Raw genomic sequence first — 19,847 nt, forward strand, 5'->3', positions numbered from 1 at the left:
GCGAGGGCGAGGCGAAGGCGAAGGCAGTGTCGGCATCGGGCTCACAGAGGCGGCCCGCGGCCGATGCGGGGCCTCGGTCCCGCCGACGCGGTCCTGCCCCTGCCCGCGCGCGGTCAGTCCTCGCGTGGCCGCCCGACGTCCTCCCCGGGCTCGGCGGCCCTGCCGCACCCACCGGACTCCTCGGCCCGCCCTCCGGAGTTCTGGGCGGGCTCCGCGGGCTCCGCGGGCTCCGTCGGCTCCTCCGGCACCCGTATCGTCACCTTCCCCGACGCGAGGTCTATCGGCCCCCGCCCCGGGTCGTTGTCGCTGACGTCGTACCGGCTCAGCTCCAGCCTCTTGCGTTCGTCATGGGTGTGTTTGCGGCCCGGTGAGAAAAGCTCCTCGAACATGTTGAACACAGACAGCCCACCTCTTCGTGCGCGTCGCCGCGGCCCCTGCGCGCGGCGCTACGAGATCTCCAGCTGAAGGATCCTGTCGTCCCCCGGCTTCGGCGTGCCCCGGCCGTCCGTGTTGCTGGTCACGAGCCACACCTTGGCGCCGCCGGCCGGCAGCACCGTCCGCAGGCGGCCGTACTTCTCCGTGAAGAACGCCTGCGGCTCCGCGGCGGATTCCCGGCCCGCCAGCGGAATCCGCCAGAGCCGTTCACCGCGCAGCGCCGCCATCCACAGGGAACCCTCCGCGAAGGCCAGGCCACTCGGCGAGGCGTCCTTCGGCCGCCATTCCTCCACCGGATTCACGAACCCCGGCTTGTCACTCCTGCCCTCCGCCTCCGGCCAGCCGTAGTTCCTGCCCGGCTCGATCAGATTCAGCTCGTCCCACTTGTCCTGACCGAACTCCGACGCCCACAGCTGTTTGCGGGAGTCCCAGGCGAGCCCCTGCACATCACGGAGCCCCAGGGCATAGACCACCGAATCCGCCCGGGGGTTGCCGTGCACGGGCTGTCCGTCCGGGGTCATCCGAAGGATCTTGCCGCCCAGCGACTTCTCGTCCTGGGCGAGTTCCTTGTTCCCGGCTTCGCCCGTGCCCGCGTACAGCATCCCGTCGGGCCCGAAGGCGATGCGCCCGCCGTTGTGGATCATGCCCTTCGGGATGCCGCGCAGCACCGTGTCCGGGGCGCCCAGCCGCTGCCCGGCCGGCTTCTTCTCGTCGTAGATCATGCGCGCGATGCGATTGTCCGACTCAGTGGTGAAGTACGCGTACACCAGGTGGTCCGAGCCGTAGGAGGGGGACAGCGCGATCCCCAGCAGCCCGCCCTCGCCCGCCGCCGCCACCCCGGGCACCGAGCCGACGACGGTCTTCTTCCCGGTCCTGGGGTCCACCCGGGTGATCGTGCCCTCGTCGCGGGAGGAGACCAGCAGGCCGCCGTCCGGCAGCTCGGCCAGCCCCCAGGGCGAGTTCAGCCCCTCCGCGGCCGTGGACAGTACCGTGGCCGATCCCTTGGCGGGCGGCGCGGACGGGCTCGGCGAGGGCGCGGCGGCCGAGGCGGCGGGGGAGGAGGCGGCGCGCGCGCCGCCCGGCAGGTCCGTGCCGTCGTCGGACGAGCACCCCGTGACCACGAGAAGCGCGGCGGCGGCCAGTACAGCGGTCACGTTCGAGCGTTGCACGGTCTTCGATCCCTTCGACGGCGGCATTCCTGATCGATTCCCCGGCGGGGTCTCCTCATCGTTCCCCGCTTCCCCCGCTGATTTCTCCCGGCCTCGCCACTTCCCTCACGCTGATTTCCCCCGTTCTCCCGTTCCCCGGCTTCCCGGTTCTCCTCATGGTCTTCCCCGCGCCGTCTTCTCCCCTCTTCCCCCACACCCTCCCCGATTCCTCCACCGGATCCGGAAGCGAGGAGACCGGTAACGGTCACCCGGAGTGGTCAGTACCAGGAGTCCCGGGCCGGGGGGAGGGAGGCTATTTCGGCCAGATCTCGCGCCGTCAGCCGCAGTTCCGCGGCGCGCGCGTTCTCCACCGCCCACTGTTCGCGTTTGGTCCCCGGCAGCGGCACCACATGGCGCCCGCGGCTCAGCACCCAGGCCAGCGCCACCTGCGCCGGGGTCGCGCGGTGCCGGTCCGCTATCCGGCGCAACCCGGCCACCAGCGGCTGGTTCGCCGCCATGATCTCCGCCGTGAACCGCGGATGCCGTGCCCGTACGTCATCGGGCTCGAAGCCCTGCCCGGGGGTCAGCGTGCCGGTCAGGAAGCCACTGCCCAGCGGCATCGCCGCCAGGAACCCGATCCCGCGCGCCTCGCACCAGGGCAGCAGCCGCCCCGTCGCCTCCGGTGACCAGACCGACAGCTCCGCCTCCACCGCGCTCACCGGGAAGACCTGCTGCACGCGCTCCAACTGCCGGATCGTCGCGTCGTGCGGATCGGCGCCGGGCTTGCGCCGGAGGGTTCGCGCCCCGCGTGCGCCCAGCGCGCACAGTCCCAGCGCCCGGACCTTCCCCGCCCGTACCAGCTCCGCCATCGCGCCCCACGTCTCCTCGACGGGTATCTCCGGGTCCGCGCGGTGCAACTGGTAGAGGTCGATCACGTCGGTCTGGAGCCGGCGCAGCGAGGCGTCGCAGGCCCGGCGCACATAGCCGGGTCTGCCGTTGGCGACGACGTGCTGGTCACCGACCAGCAGTCCGCACTTGGTGGCGACGAAGGCGTCCTTCCGCCGCCGGCCGAGGGCCCGGCCGAGCAGCAGCTCATTGGTGAACGGGCCGTACATGTCGGCCGTGTCGAGCAGGGTCACGCCGGCGTCGAGTGCGGCGTGGACCGTCCGGAGCGAGCGGTCGCCGCGCTGCTCGGAGCTGGTGTAGGCCCAGTGCATCGGCATGCAGCCGAGCCCGATCGCACCCACGTCGAGTGCCGCCGCACCGATGGTCCTCCGCTCCAACTGCCGTACCCCTCCTCGTGCCGTCCACAAGCTAACCCCATCGGCCCCGAACGCTTCGCATAGCCTCGTGACCATGACTTCAGACATCTGGCTGCCGTACCCCGCCGACGAGATCGAGGGGCTCCCCGAGGGGCTCGACTACCGGTACTGGGACGGACAGGACGACTTCCCCGCGGACCCGGCCGACTGCGCCTTCTACGTCGTCCCGTACCTGAAGGGGCCGAAGATCTCGGTCCGTCCGCTCGCCGGGATGACCTCCGTACGCGTCGTCCAGACCCTCTCCGCCGGGACCGACCACGTCGCGCCCGCGCTCGGCGGGCTGCCCGGCGGGGTGCGGCTGTGCAACGCCAAGGGGGTCCACGAGGCCAGCACGGCCGAGCTGGCCCTCGCCCTGGTCCTGGCCTCCCTGCGCGGCATACCCGGTTTCGTACGGGGCCAGGAGCGGGAGGAGTGGCGCTCCGGCTTCTATCCGGCGCTCGCCGACAAGTCCGTCCTGATCGTCGGCCACGGCTCGATCGGTGCCGCCATCGAGGACCGGCTCGCGCCCTTCGAGTGCGCGCGGGTGGTGCGCGTCGCGCGCTCCGCCCGTACCACCGAGCGCGGGCCGGTGCACGCGCTCGCCGATCTCCCCGAACTGCTTCCCGAGGCCGATGTCGTCATCCTCTCCACCCCGCTCACCCCGGAGACGAAGGGCCTGGCGGGAGCCGATTTCCTGGCCCGGATGAAGGACGGGGCGCTGCTGGTGAACGTCGCGCGCGGCGCCGTCGTGGACACCAAGGCCCTGCTCGCCGAGGTGGAAAGGGGAAGGATCACGGCAGCCCTGGATGTCACCGACCCGGAACCGCTGCCGGCGGGGCATCCGCTCTGGCATGCTCCGGGTGTCCTCATCAGCCCTCACGTCGGCGGATCGACCTCGGCCTTCCTGCCGCGCGCCAAGCGGCTGCTGGCCCGTCAGCTCACCCGGTTCGCCGCCGGGGAAGAGCTGGACAATGTCGTACTCACGACCGAAGGGGGTACTCGCCCGGCAGGAGCGGGGGAGTAGACGCGGAGCAGCACGGACCCGTACGGAGCGGGATACGTACGAAGCAGACGCCGGACGGGCGCGCGGCGGGCGCCCGGAGCCGGTCGTACGCCGTAGCCGGGCCGGTCGTACGCCGTAGCCGGGAGCCGGTGGCGCCACCAGGGCGCCCTCGCGGCTGGGGAACGCGCCAGCGGAAGGCGTCCGCGGAAGGTGTCTTCGGAAAGCGCCCGCGGAAGGCGTCTGCGGAAGGTGTCGGCGGTGATTCACGGGAGGGTGGCCCAAGACCCACCGGCGGACACGCTCCGCAGTCGTCCGGATACGGGCGCGGCGTCGCCGCCGACGGTCACGGAGAGTAGAAGAACTATGTCCCTGAGTGACGAGTCTGGTGTATCGTCCCGATCTGGGGGCTGCGCCACGTGTGGGGCGGCGCGGCGGAAAGATCAGAATCCGAGGGGGGCGACGGGCGATGCACGGCCAATGGACGAACGATCCGACGCGGCAGGTACGCCGACGCCGGCCTCCGGACACCCCGGCGCGCAGGCGGGGCCCGGCGGCGGTGACAGGGACCGGCAGCGGAGCGGTCCGGTGAGCGCGGACGGCCTGCTGGCGGGCAGGCGTCCGTTCGCCGGCGGGGGTACGGGCCTGCCGGCCCAGCTCCTCCTCGCGCTGATCTGCGGAGGCTACGCGGCGGGCGCGGCGCTCGGCTGGGGGTCGACCGAACTGGCACTGTTCATGGGCGACTTCGGGCTCAGTCTCGCCGCCGCGATCGCCGCCGTCTCCTGCTACTTCTACGGACGGGGCCACGGCCGCCCCTGTCGGCCCGCCTGGCTGCTGTTCTCGTTCTCCTCGGCCATGGCCTCGGCCGGGAACGCGGTGTGGGGGTGGTACGAGGTCGTGCTCGGCCGCCCCGTGCCCACCTTCTCCCTCGCCGACCTCTTCTTCCTCTGCTTCGCCCCGCCCGCCATCGTGGGCCTGCTGGTCCTCGCCAAGCGCCCGGTCAGCCGGGCCGGCTGGGTCTGTCTCGCGCTGGACTCCTGGCTGATCGGCGGTTCGCTGCTGACGCTCTCCTGGAGCCTGGCCCTCGCGCGCACCACCCGGTTCGAGGGGGAGAGCGTCACGCAGTCCGCGCTCGCGCTCGCCTACCCACTGCTGGACATCGTGCTGGTCAGCATGGTGCTGGCGCTGCACTTCCGGCGCGGTACGGGCAGCCGTTCGGCGGTGAACACGGCGATCGCCGCGCTCGCCCTGACCGTGCTGTGCGACGCCCTGTTCACCTCACCGCTGCTGCGCGACAGCTACCGCTCGGGACAGCTGCTGGACGCGGGCTGGTTCGCGGGCTCGCTGCTCCTCGCGTACGCGCCCTGGGGCGTGCGCCGTCTCCCCGAGAGCGTTCCCGCCGTGCGCCAGAACCGTCCCCCGGGCCGACCGCTCGTCGGCTCGCTCGCGGCGATCACGCCGTACCTGGCCGCCGCCGTGTGCACGCTCGGGATCCTCTACAACGTCATCGAGGGCCGCCGGGTCGACCGCGTGGTCGTCCTCACCGGCTGCACGGTCGTGCTCGCCCTGGTCGTCCGGCAGGGCATCATGCTCGTCGACAACATCGCGCTCACCCATGAACTGGCCCAGAAGGAGAACCACTTCCGGTCCCTGGTCCAGGGCTCCAGCGACGTCATCATGATCGCCGCGCCCTCCGGCATACTCCGCTATGTCAGCCCCGCCGCCTCTGGCGTCTACGGGCGGGAGGCCGAGGACCTCGTCGGCGCCGAACTGGCCTCGATCATCCACCCCGACGACCTCGGCAGGGTCGTCCGCGAGGTGCGGCGCTTCCTCGCCGCGCCCCCTTCCGAGGAGCCCACCACCCGCATCGAATGCCGGTTCAGGTCCGGCACGGGCGACTGGCTGAACGTGGAGTCCACGGTCAACCGCCACCAGGGCGGCCTGATCTTCAACAGCCGGGACGTCACCGAACGGGTCAGGCTCCAGGCGCAGCTCCAGCACAACGCCGAGCACGACCCGCTGACCGACCTGCCCAACCGCGCCCTGTTCACCGAGCGGGTCCGCCAGGCGCTCTCCGGGCGCCGTACGACCGACCCGGGCACCGCGGTGCTCTTCATCGACCTCGACGGCTTCAAGGCCGTCAACGACCGCCTCGGCCACCAGGTCGGGGACGAACTGCTGATCCTGGCCGCCCAGCGGCTCCAGGAGTCGGTCCGCGCCGGGGACACCGCCGCCCGGCTCGGCGGTGACGAGTTCGCGGCGATCGTCCTCGGCGACGGAGGCTCGGACCGCGAGGCCCGCGAGCACCAGGTCCACGAGATCGCCGACCGGCTGCGGCTCAGGCTCTCCCAGCCGTACCGCATCGACGGCCACGACGTCCGGGTGGCCGCCTCCATCGGCGTCGCCTTCGCCGAGCCCGGCACCAGCCCCGCCACCCTGATGCGCAACGCCGACCTCGCCATGTACCGCGCCAAGGCGGGCGGCAAGAACCGGGTCGAGATGTACGCGCCCCAGATGCAGATGCAGGCCGACGCCGTCCGGCGGACCGAACGGGCGGCCCGGGCGCGCACGGCGCCGCGCGACGGCGAGTTCGCGCTGCTCCACCAGCCGGTGGTCCAGCTGTCCACCGGCCGGATCACCGCTGTCTCCGCCCAGGCCCGCCGCCGCTCCGCGCCGGGCCTGCCGCTCACCCCGGCGGAGCTCCTGCGCGGCTCCGGCCGCGGGGCCGACGAGGGTGAGCGCGCCGCCGGACTCGGCCGCCGGCTGCTGGAGGAAGCCGTCGCCCAGGCCGCCGAGCGGTCCAGGAGCGGCCATCACGTGCCCGTGACCGTGCGGCTCCCGGCCCGTGGACTGCTCGCCGCCTCCCCGCCCCTCGGCTCCGTCGGCTCCCTCGGAGCCGTCGGCCCCGTAGAAGGGGTGCTGGCCCGCCATGGCCTGCCGCCGGGGGCCCTGACGATCGAGCTGGCCGACGGCGACGCACGCGGCTCCCTGGACGAGCTGGAGCACCGCCTCGTCGCGCTGCGCCGGCTCGGCGTACGGATCGCGCTCGACGGCTTCGGCAGCGGCCACGCGTCGATCAACGCGCTGCGCCGGCTCCCCGTGGACGTGGTGAAGCTCGACCGCTGCCTGGTGGAGGGCGTCGTGGAGTCCGCCAGGCTGCACAAGATCACCGCCGGACTGCTGCGGATCGCCGGCGACCTCGGCATGCAGTCCGTCGCCGAGGGGGTGGACCATCCCGAACAGGTCCTGGCCCTGCGCGCCATGGGCTGCACGCACGGCCAGGGAATGGCGTTCGCCGGGCCGCTCGACGAGTACCGGCTGCGCCGTGCCCTGGTGCGCGGCTCGTATCCACTGCCCACGTCGACGGCGCCGGGCCGGGCGGGGACGCCGCCGGCGCTGCCGGCGGGCGCGCGCTCAGGCGGCGGATCAGCGGGCGTCCACACGGGCCTCCACGGCGTCCACGGGGGGCTGGCCGGAAGTCTGCACGGCGGCGCCCACGCCTCCGTGCACGGCGGCGCGCACGGAGCCCCGGGCACGGGCCACGGCGGGGGCCGTGGCGGAGTTCCCGGGGAACGGGCCCTGCCCGTCCTCACGGCGAGCGCGACCGGCTCCCCCCGGGGCGGCGGCGGGGCCCTGCCCGGGCGCCCCGCCCGGAGCGGCGTCGCCGACCTGTCCTACGTGCCCGCCGACTTCCCGCCCGCCGCCGACCCGCTCACATAGTGAGACCCCCGTCCCACCCACTTGACATGCGGGGTGCGCCGGGAGGATGGTCAGTCCCATGCGCACCGAAATTCTCGTACTTGGACAGCGCGTCGGCTGAAGCAGAGCCCATGCCCGCTCTGTGGACCGTACCGACGCGCTCCCCTCGCTTGCCACTTGGCACGAGGGGTTTTTTGTTGCACCAGCACCGCCCAAACCCTCGCAAAACTCAGCTTCGAGAAGAGAATGCCGATGACCGAGCAGGCCACCGGGGCCCACCATCCGCAGCCGCGGCCCCGCACCGGCGGATCGTCCACCGCGCCCGTCGAGCACGTCACGGGTGCGCAGTCCCTCATCCGTTCGCTCGAGGAAGTGGGGGCCGACACGGTATTCGGCATCCCAGGGGGCGCCATCCTCCCCGCCTACGACCCGATGATGGACTCCACCCGGGTGCGCCACGTCCTCGTCCGGCACGAGCAGGGCGCGGGCCACGCGGCCACCGGTTACGCCCAGGCCACCGGCAAGGTCGGGGTCTGCATGGCCACCTCGGGCCCCGGCGCCACCAACCTGGTCACCCCGATCGCCGACGCGAACATGGACTCCGTGCCCCTGGTCGCGATCACCGGCCAGGTGGCGAGCGCGGCGATCGGCACGGACGCCTTCCAGGAGGCGGACATCTGCGGCATCACCATGCCGATCACGAAGCACAACTTCCTGGTCACCGACGCCAAGGACATCCCGCGGACCATCGCGGAGGCCTTCCACATCGCCTCCACCGGCCGCCCGGGGCCCGTCCTGGTCGACATCCCCAAGGACATCCTCCAGGCCCGTACGACCTTCTCCTGGCCGCCCGCCCAGGACCTGCCCGGCTACCGGCCGGTGACCAAGCCGCACGCCAAGCAGATCCGCGAGGCCGCCAAGCTGATCACCCAGTCCCGGCGGCCGGTCCTCTACGTCGGCGGCGGCGTCCTCAAGGCCGGGGCCACCGCCGAGCTGAAGGTGCTCGCGGAGCTGACCGGGGCGCCGGTCACCACCACGCTGATGGCGCTGGGCGCGTTCCCCGACAGCCATCCGCTGCACGTGGGCATGCCCGGCATGCACGGCTCGGTCACGGCCGTCACCGCGCTCCAGAAGGCCGACCTGATCGTCGCCCTGGGCGCCCGGTTCGACGACCGCGTCACCGGCAAGCTGGACAGCTTCGCGCCGTACGCGAAGATCGTCCACGCCGACATCGACCCGGCGGAGATCGGCAAGAACCGTGCCGCCGACGTGCCGATCGTCGGCGACGCCCGCGAGGTGCTCGCCGACCTCGTCCAGGCCGTGCAGGCCGAGCACACCGACGGCCACGTGGGCGACTACACCGCCTGGTGGAAGGACCTCAACCGGTGGCGCGAGACCTACCCGCTCGGCTACGACCAGCCGGCGGACGGCAGCCTCGCCCCCCAGCACGTCATCCAGCGCATCGGTGAGCTGGCCCCGGAGGGCACCGTCTTCGCGGCGGGCGTCGGCCAGCACCAGATGTGGGCGGCGCACTTCATCACCTACGACAAGCCCGCCACCTGGCTGAACTCGGGCGGCGCCGGGACCATGGGGTACGCCGTCCCCGCCGCCATGGGGGCCAAGGCCGGGCAGCCGGACCGTACCGTCTGGGCGATCGACGGCGACGGCTGCTTCCAGATGACCAACCAGGAACTGACCACCTGCGCGCTCAACAACATCCCGATCAAGGTCGCGATCATCAACAACGGCGCGCTCGGGATGGTCCGCCAGTGGCAGACCCTGTTCTACAACCAGCGCTACTCCAACACGGTGCTGCACGCCGGCCAGGAGCAGGCCGGCGCGGCGGGCAACGGCACCCGTGTCCCCGACTTCGTCAAGCTCGCCGAGGCCATGGGCTGTGTCGCCATGCGCTGCGAGTCCCCGGACGAGCTGGACGCGGTGATCGCCAAGGCCAACGCCATCAACGACCGCCCCGTCGTGGTCGACTTCATCGTGCACGAGGACGCCCAGGTGTGGCCGATGGTCGCCGCCGGCACCTCCAACGACACGGTGATGGCCGCACGGGGCGTCCGCCCCGACTTCGGCGACAGCGAAGACGACTGAGCCGGCCGACGAAGGACCCAGGAAGCACAGAGAGAAGAGACCGAGGCACCCGACCCATGTCCAAGCACACGCTCTCCGTCCTGGTGGAGAACACGCCCGGCATCCTCGCCAGGATCGCCGCGCTGTTCTCCCGGCGCGGCTTCAACATCGACTCACTCGCCGTCGGTGTCACCGAACACCCCGACATCTCCCGCATCACCATTGTGGTCAATGTCGAGGAACTGCCTCTGGAGCAGGTGACGAAGCAGCTCAACAAGCTGGTGAACGTCCTGAAGATCGTCGAACTCGAGCCCGGCGCTGCGATCCAGCGCGAGCTCGTCCTGGTGAAGGTCCGGGCCGACAACGAGACCCGCTCCCAGATCGTCGAGATCGTCCAGCTGTTCCGCGCCAAGACCGTGGACGTCTCGCCCGAGGCGGTCACGATCGAGGCCACCGGTTCGAGCGACAAGCTCGAGGCGATGCTCCGGATGCTGGAGCCGTTCGGCATCAAGGAGCTCGTCCAGTCCGGGACGATCGCCATAGGGCGCGGCGCGCGGTCCATCACGGACCGCAGCCTGCGGGCGCTCGACCGCAGCGCGTGAGCGAAGCGGTCCGCACGGCCCCCGGGCCGTCCCGTGGCCCCGTGGCCCTCCCCACGGCCCCGTGACCACGGGCACGCCCGCCCGACTCGAGCGAGCTCATCGGCTGAATCGAATGTGACAACCGTCCGGCTCGGATACCGAGACCGGCACACCACCTTCGCCCGCCCCGCCGTACGGTGGGACGCGAGCTGCGACATTTCGAAGCGCACCTTCGAAGCACATCAAGGAGAAAAATCCAGTGGCCGAGCTGTTCTACGACGCCGACGCCGACCTGTCCATCATCCAGAACCGCAAGGTCGCGGTCCTCGGCTACGGCAGCCAGGGCCACGCCCACGCGCTGTCGCTGCGTGACTCGGGTGTCGACGTCCGGGTCGGTCTGCACGAGGGCTCGAAGTCCAAGGCCAAGGCCGAGGAGCAGGGCCTGCGCGTGGTGACGCCGGCGGAGGCCGCCGCCGAGGCCGACGTCATCATGATCCTGGTGCCGGACCCGATCCAGGCCAAGGTCTACGAGGAGTCCGTCAAGGACAACCTCAAGGACGGCGACGCGCTGTTCTTCGGGCACGGCCTCAACATCCGTTACGGCTTCATCAAGCCGCCGGCCAATGTCGACGTCGCGATGGTCGCCCCCAAGGGCCCGGGCCACCTGGTCCGCCGCCAGTACGAGGAGGGCCGCGGCGTGCCGTGCATCGCGGCCGTCGAGCAGAACCCCTCGGGCAAGGCGTTCGAGCTGGCCCTGTCCTACGCGAAGGGCATCGGCGGCACCCGCGCCGGCGTCATCAAGACGACCTTCACCGAGGAGACCGAGACCGACCTGTTCGGTGAGCAGGCCGTGCTCTGCGGCGGTACCGCCGCGCTGGTCAAGGCGGGCTTCGAGACCCTGACCGAGGCTGGCTACCAGCCGGAGATCGCCTACTTCGAGTGCCTGCACGAGCTGAAGCTGATCGTGGACCTCATGTACGAGGGCGGCCTGGAGAAGATGCGCTGGTCGATCTCCGAGACCGCCGAGTGGGGCGACTACGTCAGCGGCCCGCGGGTGATCACCGACCAGACCAAGGTCGAGATGAAGAAGATCCTGGCCGAGATCCAGGACGGTACGTTCGCCAAGAACTGGATGGACGAGTACCACGGCGGTCTGAAGAAGTACAACGAGTACAAGAAGGCCGACAGCGAGCACCTGCTGGAGACCACGGGCCGTGAGCTGCGCAAGCTCATGAGCTGGGTCGACAACGAGGACGCGTAACGCCCGTGCGCGGCCGGTCCCGCCCCGCCCCCGTACCCCGGGAGGCCCGGGCCGGGACCGGCCGCGCGGCGCGCCCGCACCCGACCGCACGACGACGCGTGAGCGCCTCTCCACATGCGGGTACGCGCACGTACGGGCGACGCGGGCGCGGCGGATACGGAAACGTGAACGCCAGATGGACCGCACGGAAGAGTGATCCCGCTGTTGGGCGTATCGAAGCGCGATGACAGCACTACACTGCACAGCACATACGCGTCAGGCCCACAGTGTCGTGCGTCTTCCACGCGGCCAGAACCCTCCACCGCATGCGGCCGTCGGGACGGCCGTCCGCAATGGGATTAGTGAGGACCCACGTGAGCTCGAAACCTGTCGTACTGATCGCTGAAGAGCTTTCCCCCGCCACCGTCGACGCGCTCGGTCCGGACTTCGAGATCCGGCACTGCAACGGAGCCGACCGCGGTGAGCTGCTGCCGGCCATCGCCGACGTGGACGCGATCCTGATTCGCTCCGCGACCAAGGTCGACGCCGAGGCCGTCGCGGCCGCGTCCAGGCTGAAGGTCGTCGCCCGGGCGGGCGTCGGTCTCGACAACGTCGACGTCTCCGCCGCCACCAAGGCCGGTGTGATGGTCGTGAACGCGCCGACCTCCAACATCGTCACCGCCGCCGAGCTGGCGTGCGGCCTGCTGGTGGCCACCGCGCGCAACATTCCGCAGGCGAACGCGGCGCTGAAGAACGGCGAGTGGAAGCGCTCGAAGTACACGGGTGTCGAGCTGAGCGAGAAGACCCTCGGCGTCGTCGGCCTCGGCCGTATCGGCGTCCTGGTCGCCCAGCGCATGTCCGCCTTCGGGATGAAGGTCGTCGCGTACGACCCGTACGTGCAGCCGGCCCGCGCCGCCCAGATGGGCGTCAAGCTGCTGACGCTGGACGAGCTGCTGGAGGTGTCGGACTTCATCACCGTGCACCTGCCCAAGACCCCCGAGACGATCGGCCTGATCGGCGACGAGGCCCTGCACAAGGTCAAGCCGTCGGTACGGATCGTCAACGCCGCGCGCGGCGGGATCGTGGACGAGGAGGCGCTGGCCGCCGCCCTCAAGGAGGGCCGGGTCGCCGGCGCGGGCCTGGACGTGTACGCGAAGGAGCCCTGCACGGACTCCCCGCTGTTCGAGTTCGACCAGGTCGTCTGCACCCCGCACCTCGGCGCGTCCACCGACGAGGCGCAGGAGAAGGCGGGCATCGCGGTCGCCCGGTCCGTCCGCCTCGCGCTCGCCGGTGAGCTGGTCCCGGACGCGGTCAACGTCCAGGGCGGGGTCATCGCCGAGGAGGTCCGCCCCGGCCTGCCGCTCGCCGAGAAGCTCGGCCGGATCTTCACCGCGCTCGCGGGCGAGGTCGCGGTCCGGCTGGACGTCGAGGTGTACGGCGAGATCACCCGCCACGACGTGAAGGTGCTCGAACTGTCCGCGCTCAAGGGCGTGTTCGAGGATGTCGTCGCCGAGACCGTCAGCTATGTCAACGCGCCGCTGTTCGCGCAGGAGCGCGGTGTCGAGGTCCGCCTGACCACGTCGAGCGAGTCCCCGAACCACCGGAACGTGGTCACGGTGCGCGGCACGCTCGCCGACGGCGAGGAGGTCTCGGTCTCCGGCACGCTGGCGGGCCCCAAGCACCTCCAGAAGATCGTCGCGATCGGCGACTACGACACCGACCTGGCGCTGGCCGACCACATGATCGTGCTGCGCTACGAGGACCGCCCCGGCGTGGTCGGCACGGTCGGCCGGATCCTCGGCGAGGCCGGGCTGAACATCGCGGGCATGCAGGTCTCCCGCGCGGAGGAGGGCGGCGAGGCGCTGGTCGTGCTCACCGTCGATGACACGGTCCCGACGCCGGTGCTCGCCGAGATCTCGGCGGAGATCGGCGCGGCGTCGGCACGCTCGGTGAACCTGACCGACTGATTCGGCCATATTCGGCCGCGAGCGCGGAAGAAGGGCCCGGTGGACATACCGGGCCCTTCACGCATATACGGCACGCATCGGGGCCGGATCAGCCCTGTGGTCAACGCACCGTAGTCGGCCCGGGGCCGGTCAGAGCCTGGCGGCCTTCAGCGCCATGTGGAGCAGCAGCCGGTCCTCGCCCTCGTCCAGGTCCAGGCCCGTGAGCTGTTCGATCCGGGAGAGGCGGTAGTAGAGCGTCTGGCGGTGGATCCCCAGCGCCGACGCCGTACGCCCCGCCTGGCCCGCGCGGTCGAGGAACACCTCGGCGGTGTGCGCCAGTTCCGCGTGGGCCGGGGTGAGCAGCGGGCGTACCGCGGGGTCCGGTCCGGGCGGCAGGGCCGTCAGCAGGCGGTACGGGCCGATCCCCGACCAGCGCGCGACCGGTCCGAGGCGGGGCTGGGCCACGGACGCCCGGGCCGCCGCGACCGCCTCCCGCCAGGCGGCGGGCAGCTCGGCCAGGCCGCGGCGCGGGGCACCCGCACCGGCCGCCGCCGCGGGCCCCGCGTGCTCCCGCAGCCGGGTCACCGAGGCGAGCACCGGCTCCGGCGCGTCCGCCGAGCGGAGCCGGACGAGCAGGGCCAGGGCCCGGGCGCCGCCCGACGCCTCCGCGCGGCCCGGGCGACCGGCGCCGGCGCCGTCGGTGGACCCCGGGCGCCCGGGGTCCGTAGGGGGCGGGTACCGGGGCTCCGGCCCGGGACCGTACGGCCAGGACTCCCGCGGTCCGGCCCGGTACGGCTCGGACCCGTCCGGGAGGGACCCGTACGGGACGGTGCACAGCGCCGCCGTTCCCGGTACCGCCCGCAGGCCCGGTTCCTCGTCGGTCCACGGCGACACGCACACCACCATGTGCGGTCCGTCCGCGCCCGGCCCCAGGGCCGTACGGAGCGTGGCCACCGCCATGTCCCGCCGCCAGCCCGGTTCCGCCGTCAGGACGGCGCGCAGTTCGCGGGAGAGGTCCGCGCCCGCCTTCACGTCCTCGGCGAGCAGATCGCCGATCCGGGACGTCACCTCCATGGCGGCCGCGAGGCGCGCCCCGCTCGGTCCGGCGAACGGGGTCCCCGGCTCGAACCCGGGTTCCGCCGTTCCCTCGCCCGGCGCGGCGACCTCCGGCATGCCGCCCCGCTCCGTGCCGCCGCCCCCCTCCGTGTCGTCCAGCAGCCAGACGTATCCGAGCACCATGCCCCGGTGCCGTACCGGCAGACAGATCCGCGCCCGGTGGACCCCCGCCTCCGGGGCCGCCGGGATCCTGACCGGTCCCGTGGCGCGCGTGATGCCGAACGCCTCGAACCACGCGCGCACGGACGGCGTGGACCTCCGTGTCAGGATCGTGCGCGTCCTGACCGGGTCCGTCGCCGAGGCGTCCTCGCTGTCGTGCGCGCCGAAGGCGATCAGACCGAAGTCCCGGTTCTCCAGCGTCGCGGGCACGCCGAGCAGCGCCGAGATCTCGTCCACCAGGTCCTGGTAATCGCCGTATTCGCCCTTCACTCGGACATTCTCCCACCCCCTTCAGACATATGTCTGAGATCTGGGCCACGGATGCGTGACAGCTGTCGATGGCACCCCCGCGCGGCCGTCCATAGATTTCTCAGTGAACCGCCGCCACGACCCGTGGTCCGCCCGCGCCGTCGGCCGGCCCCGCTCGTCGCACGAAACAGACGATGGAGGTACCCCGTGCTGGGTCCCGTGATCCTTGCCGCGTCCCGCAGCGACGCCCTGCGCCGGACCGTTTCGGCGGCCCCCGTCACCAAGCCCGTCGTGGACCGTTTCATCGCGGGTGAGTCGATCACGGAGACGACGCCCGTCGTACGGGCCGCGGCCGACCGCGGCCTGGAGGTGACGCTCGACGTCCTCGGCGAGGACGTCACCGACCCGGCCGAGGCGCTGCTCGCCCGCGACGCGTACCTGCGACTGGTCGACGCCCTCGCGCCGCTGGGACTCGGGCCGCGCGCCGAGATGTCCGTGAAGCTCTCCTCGTTCGGGCAGGCCCTCCCCGGCGGGCACGACCTCGCGCTGAAGAACGCCACCGCCGTCGTCGAGGCGGCCGCCGCCATCGGCACCACCGTCACGCTCGACGCCGAGGACCACACCACCCTCGACTCGACCCTCGCCATCCACGGGGAGCTGCGGGAACGTTTCCCCGGGACGGGCGCCGTCGTCCAGTCGTACCTCTTCCGTACGGAGGAGGACTGCCGGGCCCTCGCCGCCGCCGGATCGCGCGTGCGCCTGGTCAAGGGCGCGTACAAGGAGCCCGCCTCCGTCGCGTACCAGGACAAGGGCGAGGTCGACAGGGCGTACATCCGCTGTCTGAAGATTCTCATGGCGGGAACGGGTTATCCGATGGTCGGAACGCACGATCCGCGGATTATCGCGATCGCCCAGGACCTCGCAAGCCGTGCCGGACGTAAAATCGACGCATACGAGTTCCAGATGCTGTACGGCATCCGGGCGGCCGAGCAGGACCGGCTGGCGGCGGAAGGCCACCGGATGCGCGTCTACATCGCCTACGGAACCGACTGGTACGGATACTTCATGCGGCGGCTCGCCGAGCGCCCCGCCAACCTGGCGTTCTTCCTGCGTTCGCTGGTCACCCGTGGCTGAACCGCCCCGCCCCCGCCGTCGGCCCGCCCGGTGGGCGGCGCCGACCGACCGCCCCGGCAGACCGCACGGAGCACCGAGCCCGATCGCGGAGTGAAACGTCGCTCAGGTCGAGCGGACCGAGCAGATCAAGCAGATCGACCCAGATCAAGCAGATCAAGCAGATCAAGGAGATTCGCCACCATGGACGCCGTGACCCAGGTCCCCGCGCCGGTCAACGAGCCGGTACACGGCTACGCCCCCGGTTCCCCCGAGCGCGCCCGGCTCGAGGCCAAGCTCAAGGAGCTCGCCGGGAACCCGACCGACCTGCCCATGACCATCGGCGGCGAGAAGCGCATGGGGGGCGGCGAGCGCGTCGACGTCGTCCAGCCGCACAACCACAAGGCCGTGCTCGGTACGTTCGCCGGCGCCACCGAGCAGGACGCGCGCGACGCCGTCGACGCCGCCCTGGCGGCGGCCCCCGGCTGGCGCGCGACGTCCTTCGACGACCGCGCCGCGATCCTGCTGCGCGCCGCCGAACTGCTGGCGGGGCCCTGGCGCGAGACGCTGGCCGCCGCCACCATGCTCGGCCAGTCCAAGACCGCCCAGCAGGCCGAGATCGACACGCCCTGCGAGCTGGTCGACTTCTGGCGCTTCAACGTCAAGTACGCCCGTGACCTGCTGGCCGAGCAGCCGCCGGCCAACTCGCCCGGCGTCTGGAACCGCCTCGACCACCGCCCGCTGGAAGGTTTCGTCTACGCGATCACGCCGTTCAACTTCACGGCCATCGCGGGCAACCTGCCGACCGCGCCCGCGCTCATGGGCAATGTCGTGGTGTGGAAGCCGTCGCCGACGCAGACCCTCGCCGCCGTGCTGCTGATGGAGCTGCTGGAGGAGGCAGGACTGCCCAAGGGTGTCATCAACCTGGTGACGGGCGACGGCATCGCGGTCTCCGAGGTGGCGCTGAACCACCCCGAGCTGGCCGGCATCCACTTCACCGGCTCGACCAGGACCTTCCAGCACCTGTGGAAGACGGTCGGCAACAACATCGAGAAGTACCGCTCCTACCCGCGCATCGTCGGCGAGACCGGCGGCAAGGACTTCGTCGTCGCCCACCCGAGCGCCGACCGCGCGGTCCTCAAGACGGCGCTGACCCGCGGCTCATTCGAGTACCAGGGCCAGAAGTGTTCGGCGTCCTCGCGCGCGTACGTTCCCGCCTCCATCTGGAACGACGGCTTCGAGGCGGAGTTCGCCGCCGAGGTCGACGGGATCGCCATGGGCGACGTCACCGACCTGTCGAACTTCATCGGCGCCGTCATCGACGAGCGCGCCTTCGCCAAGAACAAGGCCGCGATCGACCGCGCCGCCGCCGACCCGGCCTGCCGGATCATCGCGGGCGGTACGTACGACGACTCCGTCGGCTACTTCGTCCGGCCGACCGTCATCGTCTGCACGGACCCCTCGAACGAGGTCTTCACGACCGAGTACTTCGGCCCGATCCTGGCGGTCCACGTGTACGACGACGCGGACTACGAGGCGGTGCTGACCCAGATGGAGTCCGTCGCGCCGTACGCCCTGACCGGCTCCGTCATCGCGCGCGACCGCGCGGCCGTGGCCCGGACGATGGAGAGGCTGCGCTACGCGTCCGGCAACTTCTACATCAACGACAAGTCGACCGGCGCGGTCGTCGGCCAGCAGCCCTTCGGCGGCGGCCGCGCGTCCGGCACGAACGACAAGGCGGGCGCGCCGCAGAACCTGATGCGCTGGACGCTGACCCGCGCGATCAAGGAGGCGCTGGTGCCGCCGACCGACTACCGCTACCCGCACATGGGCTGACGCCTGGGCGCCGGGCGCCCGGCCCCGGAGCCCCGACCCGATGAGGTGCTGCCGGGCCACCCCCGCCCCCGCCCCCGGACCGGTTCCCCCGACCGGCCCGGGGGCGGCTCCATGTCCGGGGCCCGGACACCGGCCGGACAACGGGCCCGCCCCCGTCCCGCGTCCCACCAGGTGCTCAGCCGCGCCCGCGTCCCCGCAGGTCGGCGCGGTGCCCGTCCCGTACGGTCCCCTTCTCCGCCGAGCCGTGGCCCGGACGGCGCACGGACCGGCAGAGTCGGTGACGAACCGGCCGGACCCCGGCCGGACCGACATCGACCGACAAACAGAACACAGGGGGATCCCATGAACGTACGCAAGCGTTGCGCCCTGCTCACCTCGGCGCTCGCCCTGACGACCGTGGCCGCGGCGGCCCCGATGGCCTCCGCCGCACCCAGCGGCGCCGCGGAAGCCTGCACCGCGTGGCGGACCATCCAGGTCAACAACAACGCGGGCGCGGTCAAGTACCGCGAGTGCGACCGGTACAGCGGCTCCAACACACAGACCCGGGCCGAATTCTACATTTGGGACAACAAGCACGACGGCAAGGCCGCGCAGGTGTACACGGCGACCGGGTCGAACGTGAACGGCAGCTGGAAGCAGAGCTGGGAGAAGTACTACTACTGGAGCGACGAGAGCAAGCACAGCCCGAAGGTGAACACCGGCTGGCACAAGGGCCACGACGTGAAGGTGCTGCTCAAGCTCGTCTGAGGCGCGTCCGGGTCCCGCCCGGACCCGGTGGGCCGGCCGGTCCTCCCGCCTGTGCGGGACGGCCGGCCGGCATCGCCGTACGTGTCGGACCCGGGTGACACAGTGGTCCCATGACGGAACGTCCGCACACCGCGCACACATGCGAACTCGGCCCGGCCGCCCTCGCGGAGATCCGTGCCTTCCTGGACGAGGTCTTCGAGGGGGACTTCTCGGACGACGACTGGGACCACAGCCTCGGCGGGGTGCACGCGCTCGTACGGGACGAGGCGGGCGCGATCGTGGCGCACGGCAGTGTGGCGCAGCGGCGCGTCCTGCTCGGGGGCCGGTCCTACCGCGTCGGATACGTCGAGGCCGTCGCCGTACGGCCGGACCGCAGGCGGCAGGGGCTCGGCGGGCAGGTGATGGCGGCGCTGGAGGCGGTGATCGACGGGGCGTACACGGCCGGCGCCCTGTCCGCCTCCGACGAGGGCGAGTCGCTGTACCGGGCGCGCGGCTGGCGGCCCTGGCCGGGCCGGATCGAGGTGCTGGCCCCCGGCGGGGTGCGGCGGCTGCCGGACGAGGAGGGGAACACGTATCTGCGCCCGGCGGCCGGCCACGCCCTGCCCGGGCCCGAGGCGGGACCGCTGGTCTTCGACTGGCGGGACGGCGACGTGGTGTGAGCCCGGGCGCGCTCGGGGCACGCCCATGTGTCCTCCGCGCCCCGCGTGCCCTGCTCGCTCGTGCGGGCGTGTCGGCGCAGGCCGCAGTGATCGTCGTCTCAGATAGTAGGAAGTCCGAGTAAATGGAGGACAGGAAGCCGCCACTCGCTTAGCGTGGAAATCGCCGAACGTATCGCTCCATCGAGCGAACGGCGGACGTGGGCCCGCGCCCCCACGCAGGCGATCCCTGCCGCGCACGCCCCCCGCCCCTTTCCGGCGCCTCGTGCACGTGTTCCGCGGTTCCGCCGCCGGGCTCACGATCCCAAGGAGTCGATCACCCATGGCCGAGACGACCATCCGCCGCGTCCGTCACACCACCGCACGTACGAACGAGTCCACGGGCGAGTCCGAGCGCAAGAACGCCGCCGCGGCGCTCCAGCGCGCGCTCGACCGCAGGGACAACGGCGGCGCCACCGGCCACTGAGCCACCGGTCACTGAGCCGGAGCCCACTGGCCCGGTCGCGCCGGTCCGGAGCCGTCGGCCCGGATCCGCCGGGCCG

General features: G+C 72.0%; 14 protein-coding genes and 1 pseudogene. 11 read left to right on the forward strand and 4 right to left on the reverse strand.

What is annotated here, in order from left to right; genetic code table 11:
• Positions 1–113 precede the first annotated feature (113 nt).
• The 3 genes from IG02_RS0119835 to IG02_RS0119845 all read right to left on the reverse strand — a co-directional run bounded on the left by IG02_RS0119835 (position 114) and on the right by IG02_RS0119845 (position 2,866).
• Positions 114–398 carry a DUF6191 domain-containing protein gene (locus IG02_RS0119835; RefSeq protein ID WP_030749594.1) on the reverse strand — a complete coding sequence of 95 codons (285 nt, stop codon included), beginning with the start codon at positions 396–398 and terminating at the stop codon, positions 114–116.
• 48 nt (positions 399–446) lie between these two features.
• Positions 447–1,631, reverse strand: coding sequence for a PQQ-dependent sugar dehydrogenase (locus IG02_RS0119840; RefSeq protein WP_199814047.1), 1,185 nt, complete (start codon positions 1,629–1,631; stop codon positions 447–449).
• Between the two features lie 230 nt (positions 1,632–1,861).
• Complete coding sequence (locus IG02_RS0119845) at positions 1,862–2,866, reverse strand: aldo/keto reductase (RefSeq protein ID WP_030749599.1); 1,005 nt, start codon at positions 2,864–2,866, stop codon at positions 1,862–1,864.
• Positions 2,867–2,939: 73 nt separating this feature from the next.
• Between IG02_RS0119845 and IG02_RS0119850 the strand changes: the two genes are divergently transcribed.
• From IG02_RS0119850 to serA, 6 genes and pseudogenes are all read left to right on the forward strand, one after another.
• Positions 2,940–3,908, forward strand: a complete 969-nt coding sequence (locus IG02_RS0119850; protein ID WP_037803589.1) for a 2-hydroxyacid dehydrogenase — start codon at positions 2,940–2,942, stop codon at positions 3,906–3,908.
• Positions 3,909–4,472: 564 nt separating this feature from the next.
• A pseudogene (locus tag IG02_RS0119855) lies at positions 4,473–7,337 on the forward strand (putative bifunctional diguanylate cyclase/phosphodiesterase); the annotation flags it as partial.
• 498 nt (positions 7,338–7,835) lie between these two features.
• Positions 7,836–9,686, forward strand: a complete 1,851-nt coding sequence (locus IG02_RS0119860; protein WP_030749609.1) for an acetolactate synthase large subunit — start codon at positions 7,836–7,838, stop codon at positions 9,684–9,686.
• Positions 9,687–9,742: 56 nt separating this feature from the next.
• Positions 9,743–10,267, forward strand: a complete 525-nt coding sequence (gene ilvN, locus IG02_RS0119865; protein WP_030749612.1) for an acetolactate synthase small subunit — start codon at positions 9,743–9,745, stop codon at positions 10,265–10,267.
• Positions 10,268–10,505: 238 nt separating this feature from the next.
• Complete coding sequence (gene ilvC, locus IG02_RS0119870) at positions 10,506–11,507, forward strand: ketol-acid reductoisomerase (protein WP_030749615.1); 1,002 nt, start codon at positions 10,506–10,508, stop codon at positions 11,505–11,507.
• 353 nt (positions 11,508–11,860) lie between these two features.
• A complete protein-coding gene (gene serA, locus IG02_RS0119875) occupies positions 11,861–13,453 on the forward strand; it encodes a phosphoglycerate dehydrogenase (RefSeq protein ID WP_030749618.1) in 1,593 nt (530 codons plus the stop codon).
• A 129-nt stretch (positions 13,454–13,582) separates the two neighbouring features.
• On the opposite strand, the gene IG02_RS0119880 is transcribed toward serA, so the two are convergent.
• On the reverse strand, positions 13,583–14,977 hold the full coding sequence (locus tag IG02_RS0119880; RefSeq protein WP_030749621.1) for a PucR family transcriptional regulator: 1,395 nt from the start codon (positions 14,975–14,977) through the stop codon (positions 13,583–13,585).
• Positions 14,978–15,163: 186 nt separating this feature from the next.
• Here IG02_RS0119880 and IG02_RS0119885 point away from each other — a divergent pair, with 186 nt between their 5' ends.
• From IG02_RS0119885 to IG02_RS42190, 5 genes are all read left to right on the forward strand, one after another.
• Positions 15,164–16,090 carry a proline dehydrogenase family protein gene (locus tag IG02_RS0119885; protein WP_030749624.1) on the forward strand — a complete coding sequence of 309 codons (927 nt, stop codon included), beginning with the start codon at positions 15,164–15,166 and terminating at the stop codon, positions 16,088–16,090.
• Between the two features lie 180 nt (positions 16,091–16,270).
• The gene (pruA, locus tag IG02_RS0119890) at positions 16,271–17,902 is read left to right on the forward strand and encodes an L-glutamate gamma-semialdehyde dehydrogenase (protein WP_030749627.1); all 1,632 of its coding nucleotides are present in this window, start codon (positions 16,271–16,273) and stop codon (positions 17,900–17,902) included.
• Positions 17,903–18,244: 342 nt separating this feature from the next.
• A complete protein-coding gene (locus tag IG02_RS0119895; protein ID WP_030749630.1) occupies positions 18,245–18,649 on the forward strand; it encodes a hypothetical protein in 405 nt (134 codons plus the stop codon).
• Positions 18,650–18,759: 110 nt separating this feature from the next.
• Complete coding sequence (locus IG02_RS0119900) at positions 18,760–19,308, forward strand: GNAT family N-acetyltransferase (protein ID WP_030749633.1); 549 nt, start codon at positions 18,760–18,762, stop codon at positions 19,306–19,308.
• 319 nt (positions 19,309–19,627) lie between these two features.
• A complete protein-coding gene (locus IG02_RS42190; protein WP_199814048.1) occupies positions 19,628–19,771 on the forward strand; it encodes a hypothetical protein in 144 nt (47 codons plus the stop codon).
• Positions 19,772–19,847 lie beyond the last annotated feature (76 nt).

This window comes from Streptomyces sp. NRRL F-5135 (genome assembly GCF_000719775.1).
In the GTDB taxonomy this organism is placed as follows: Bacteria; Actinomycetota; Actinomycetes; order Streptomycetales; family Streptomycetaceae; genus Streptomyces; species Streptomyces hebeiensis.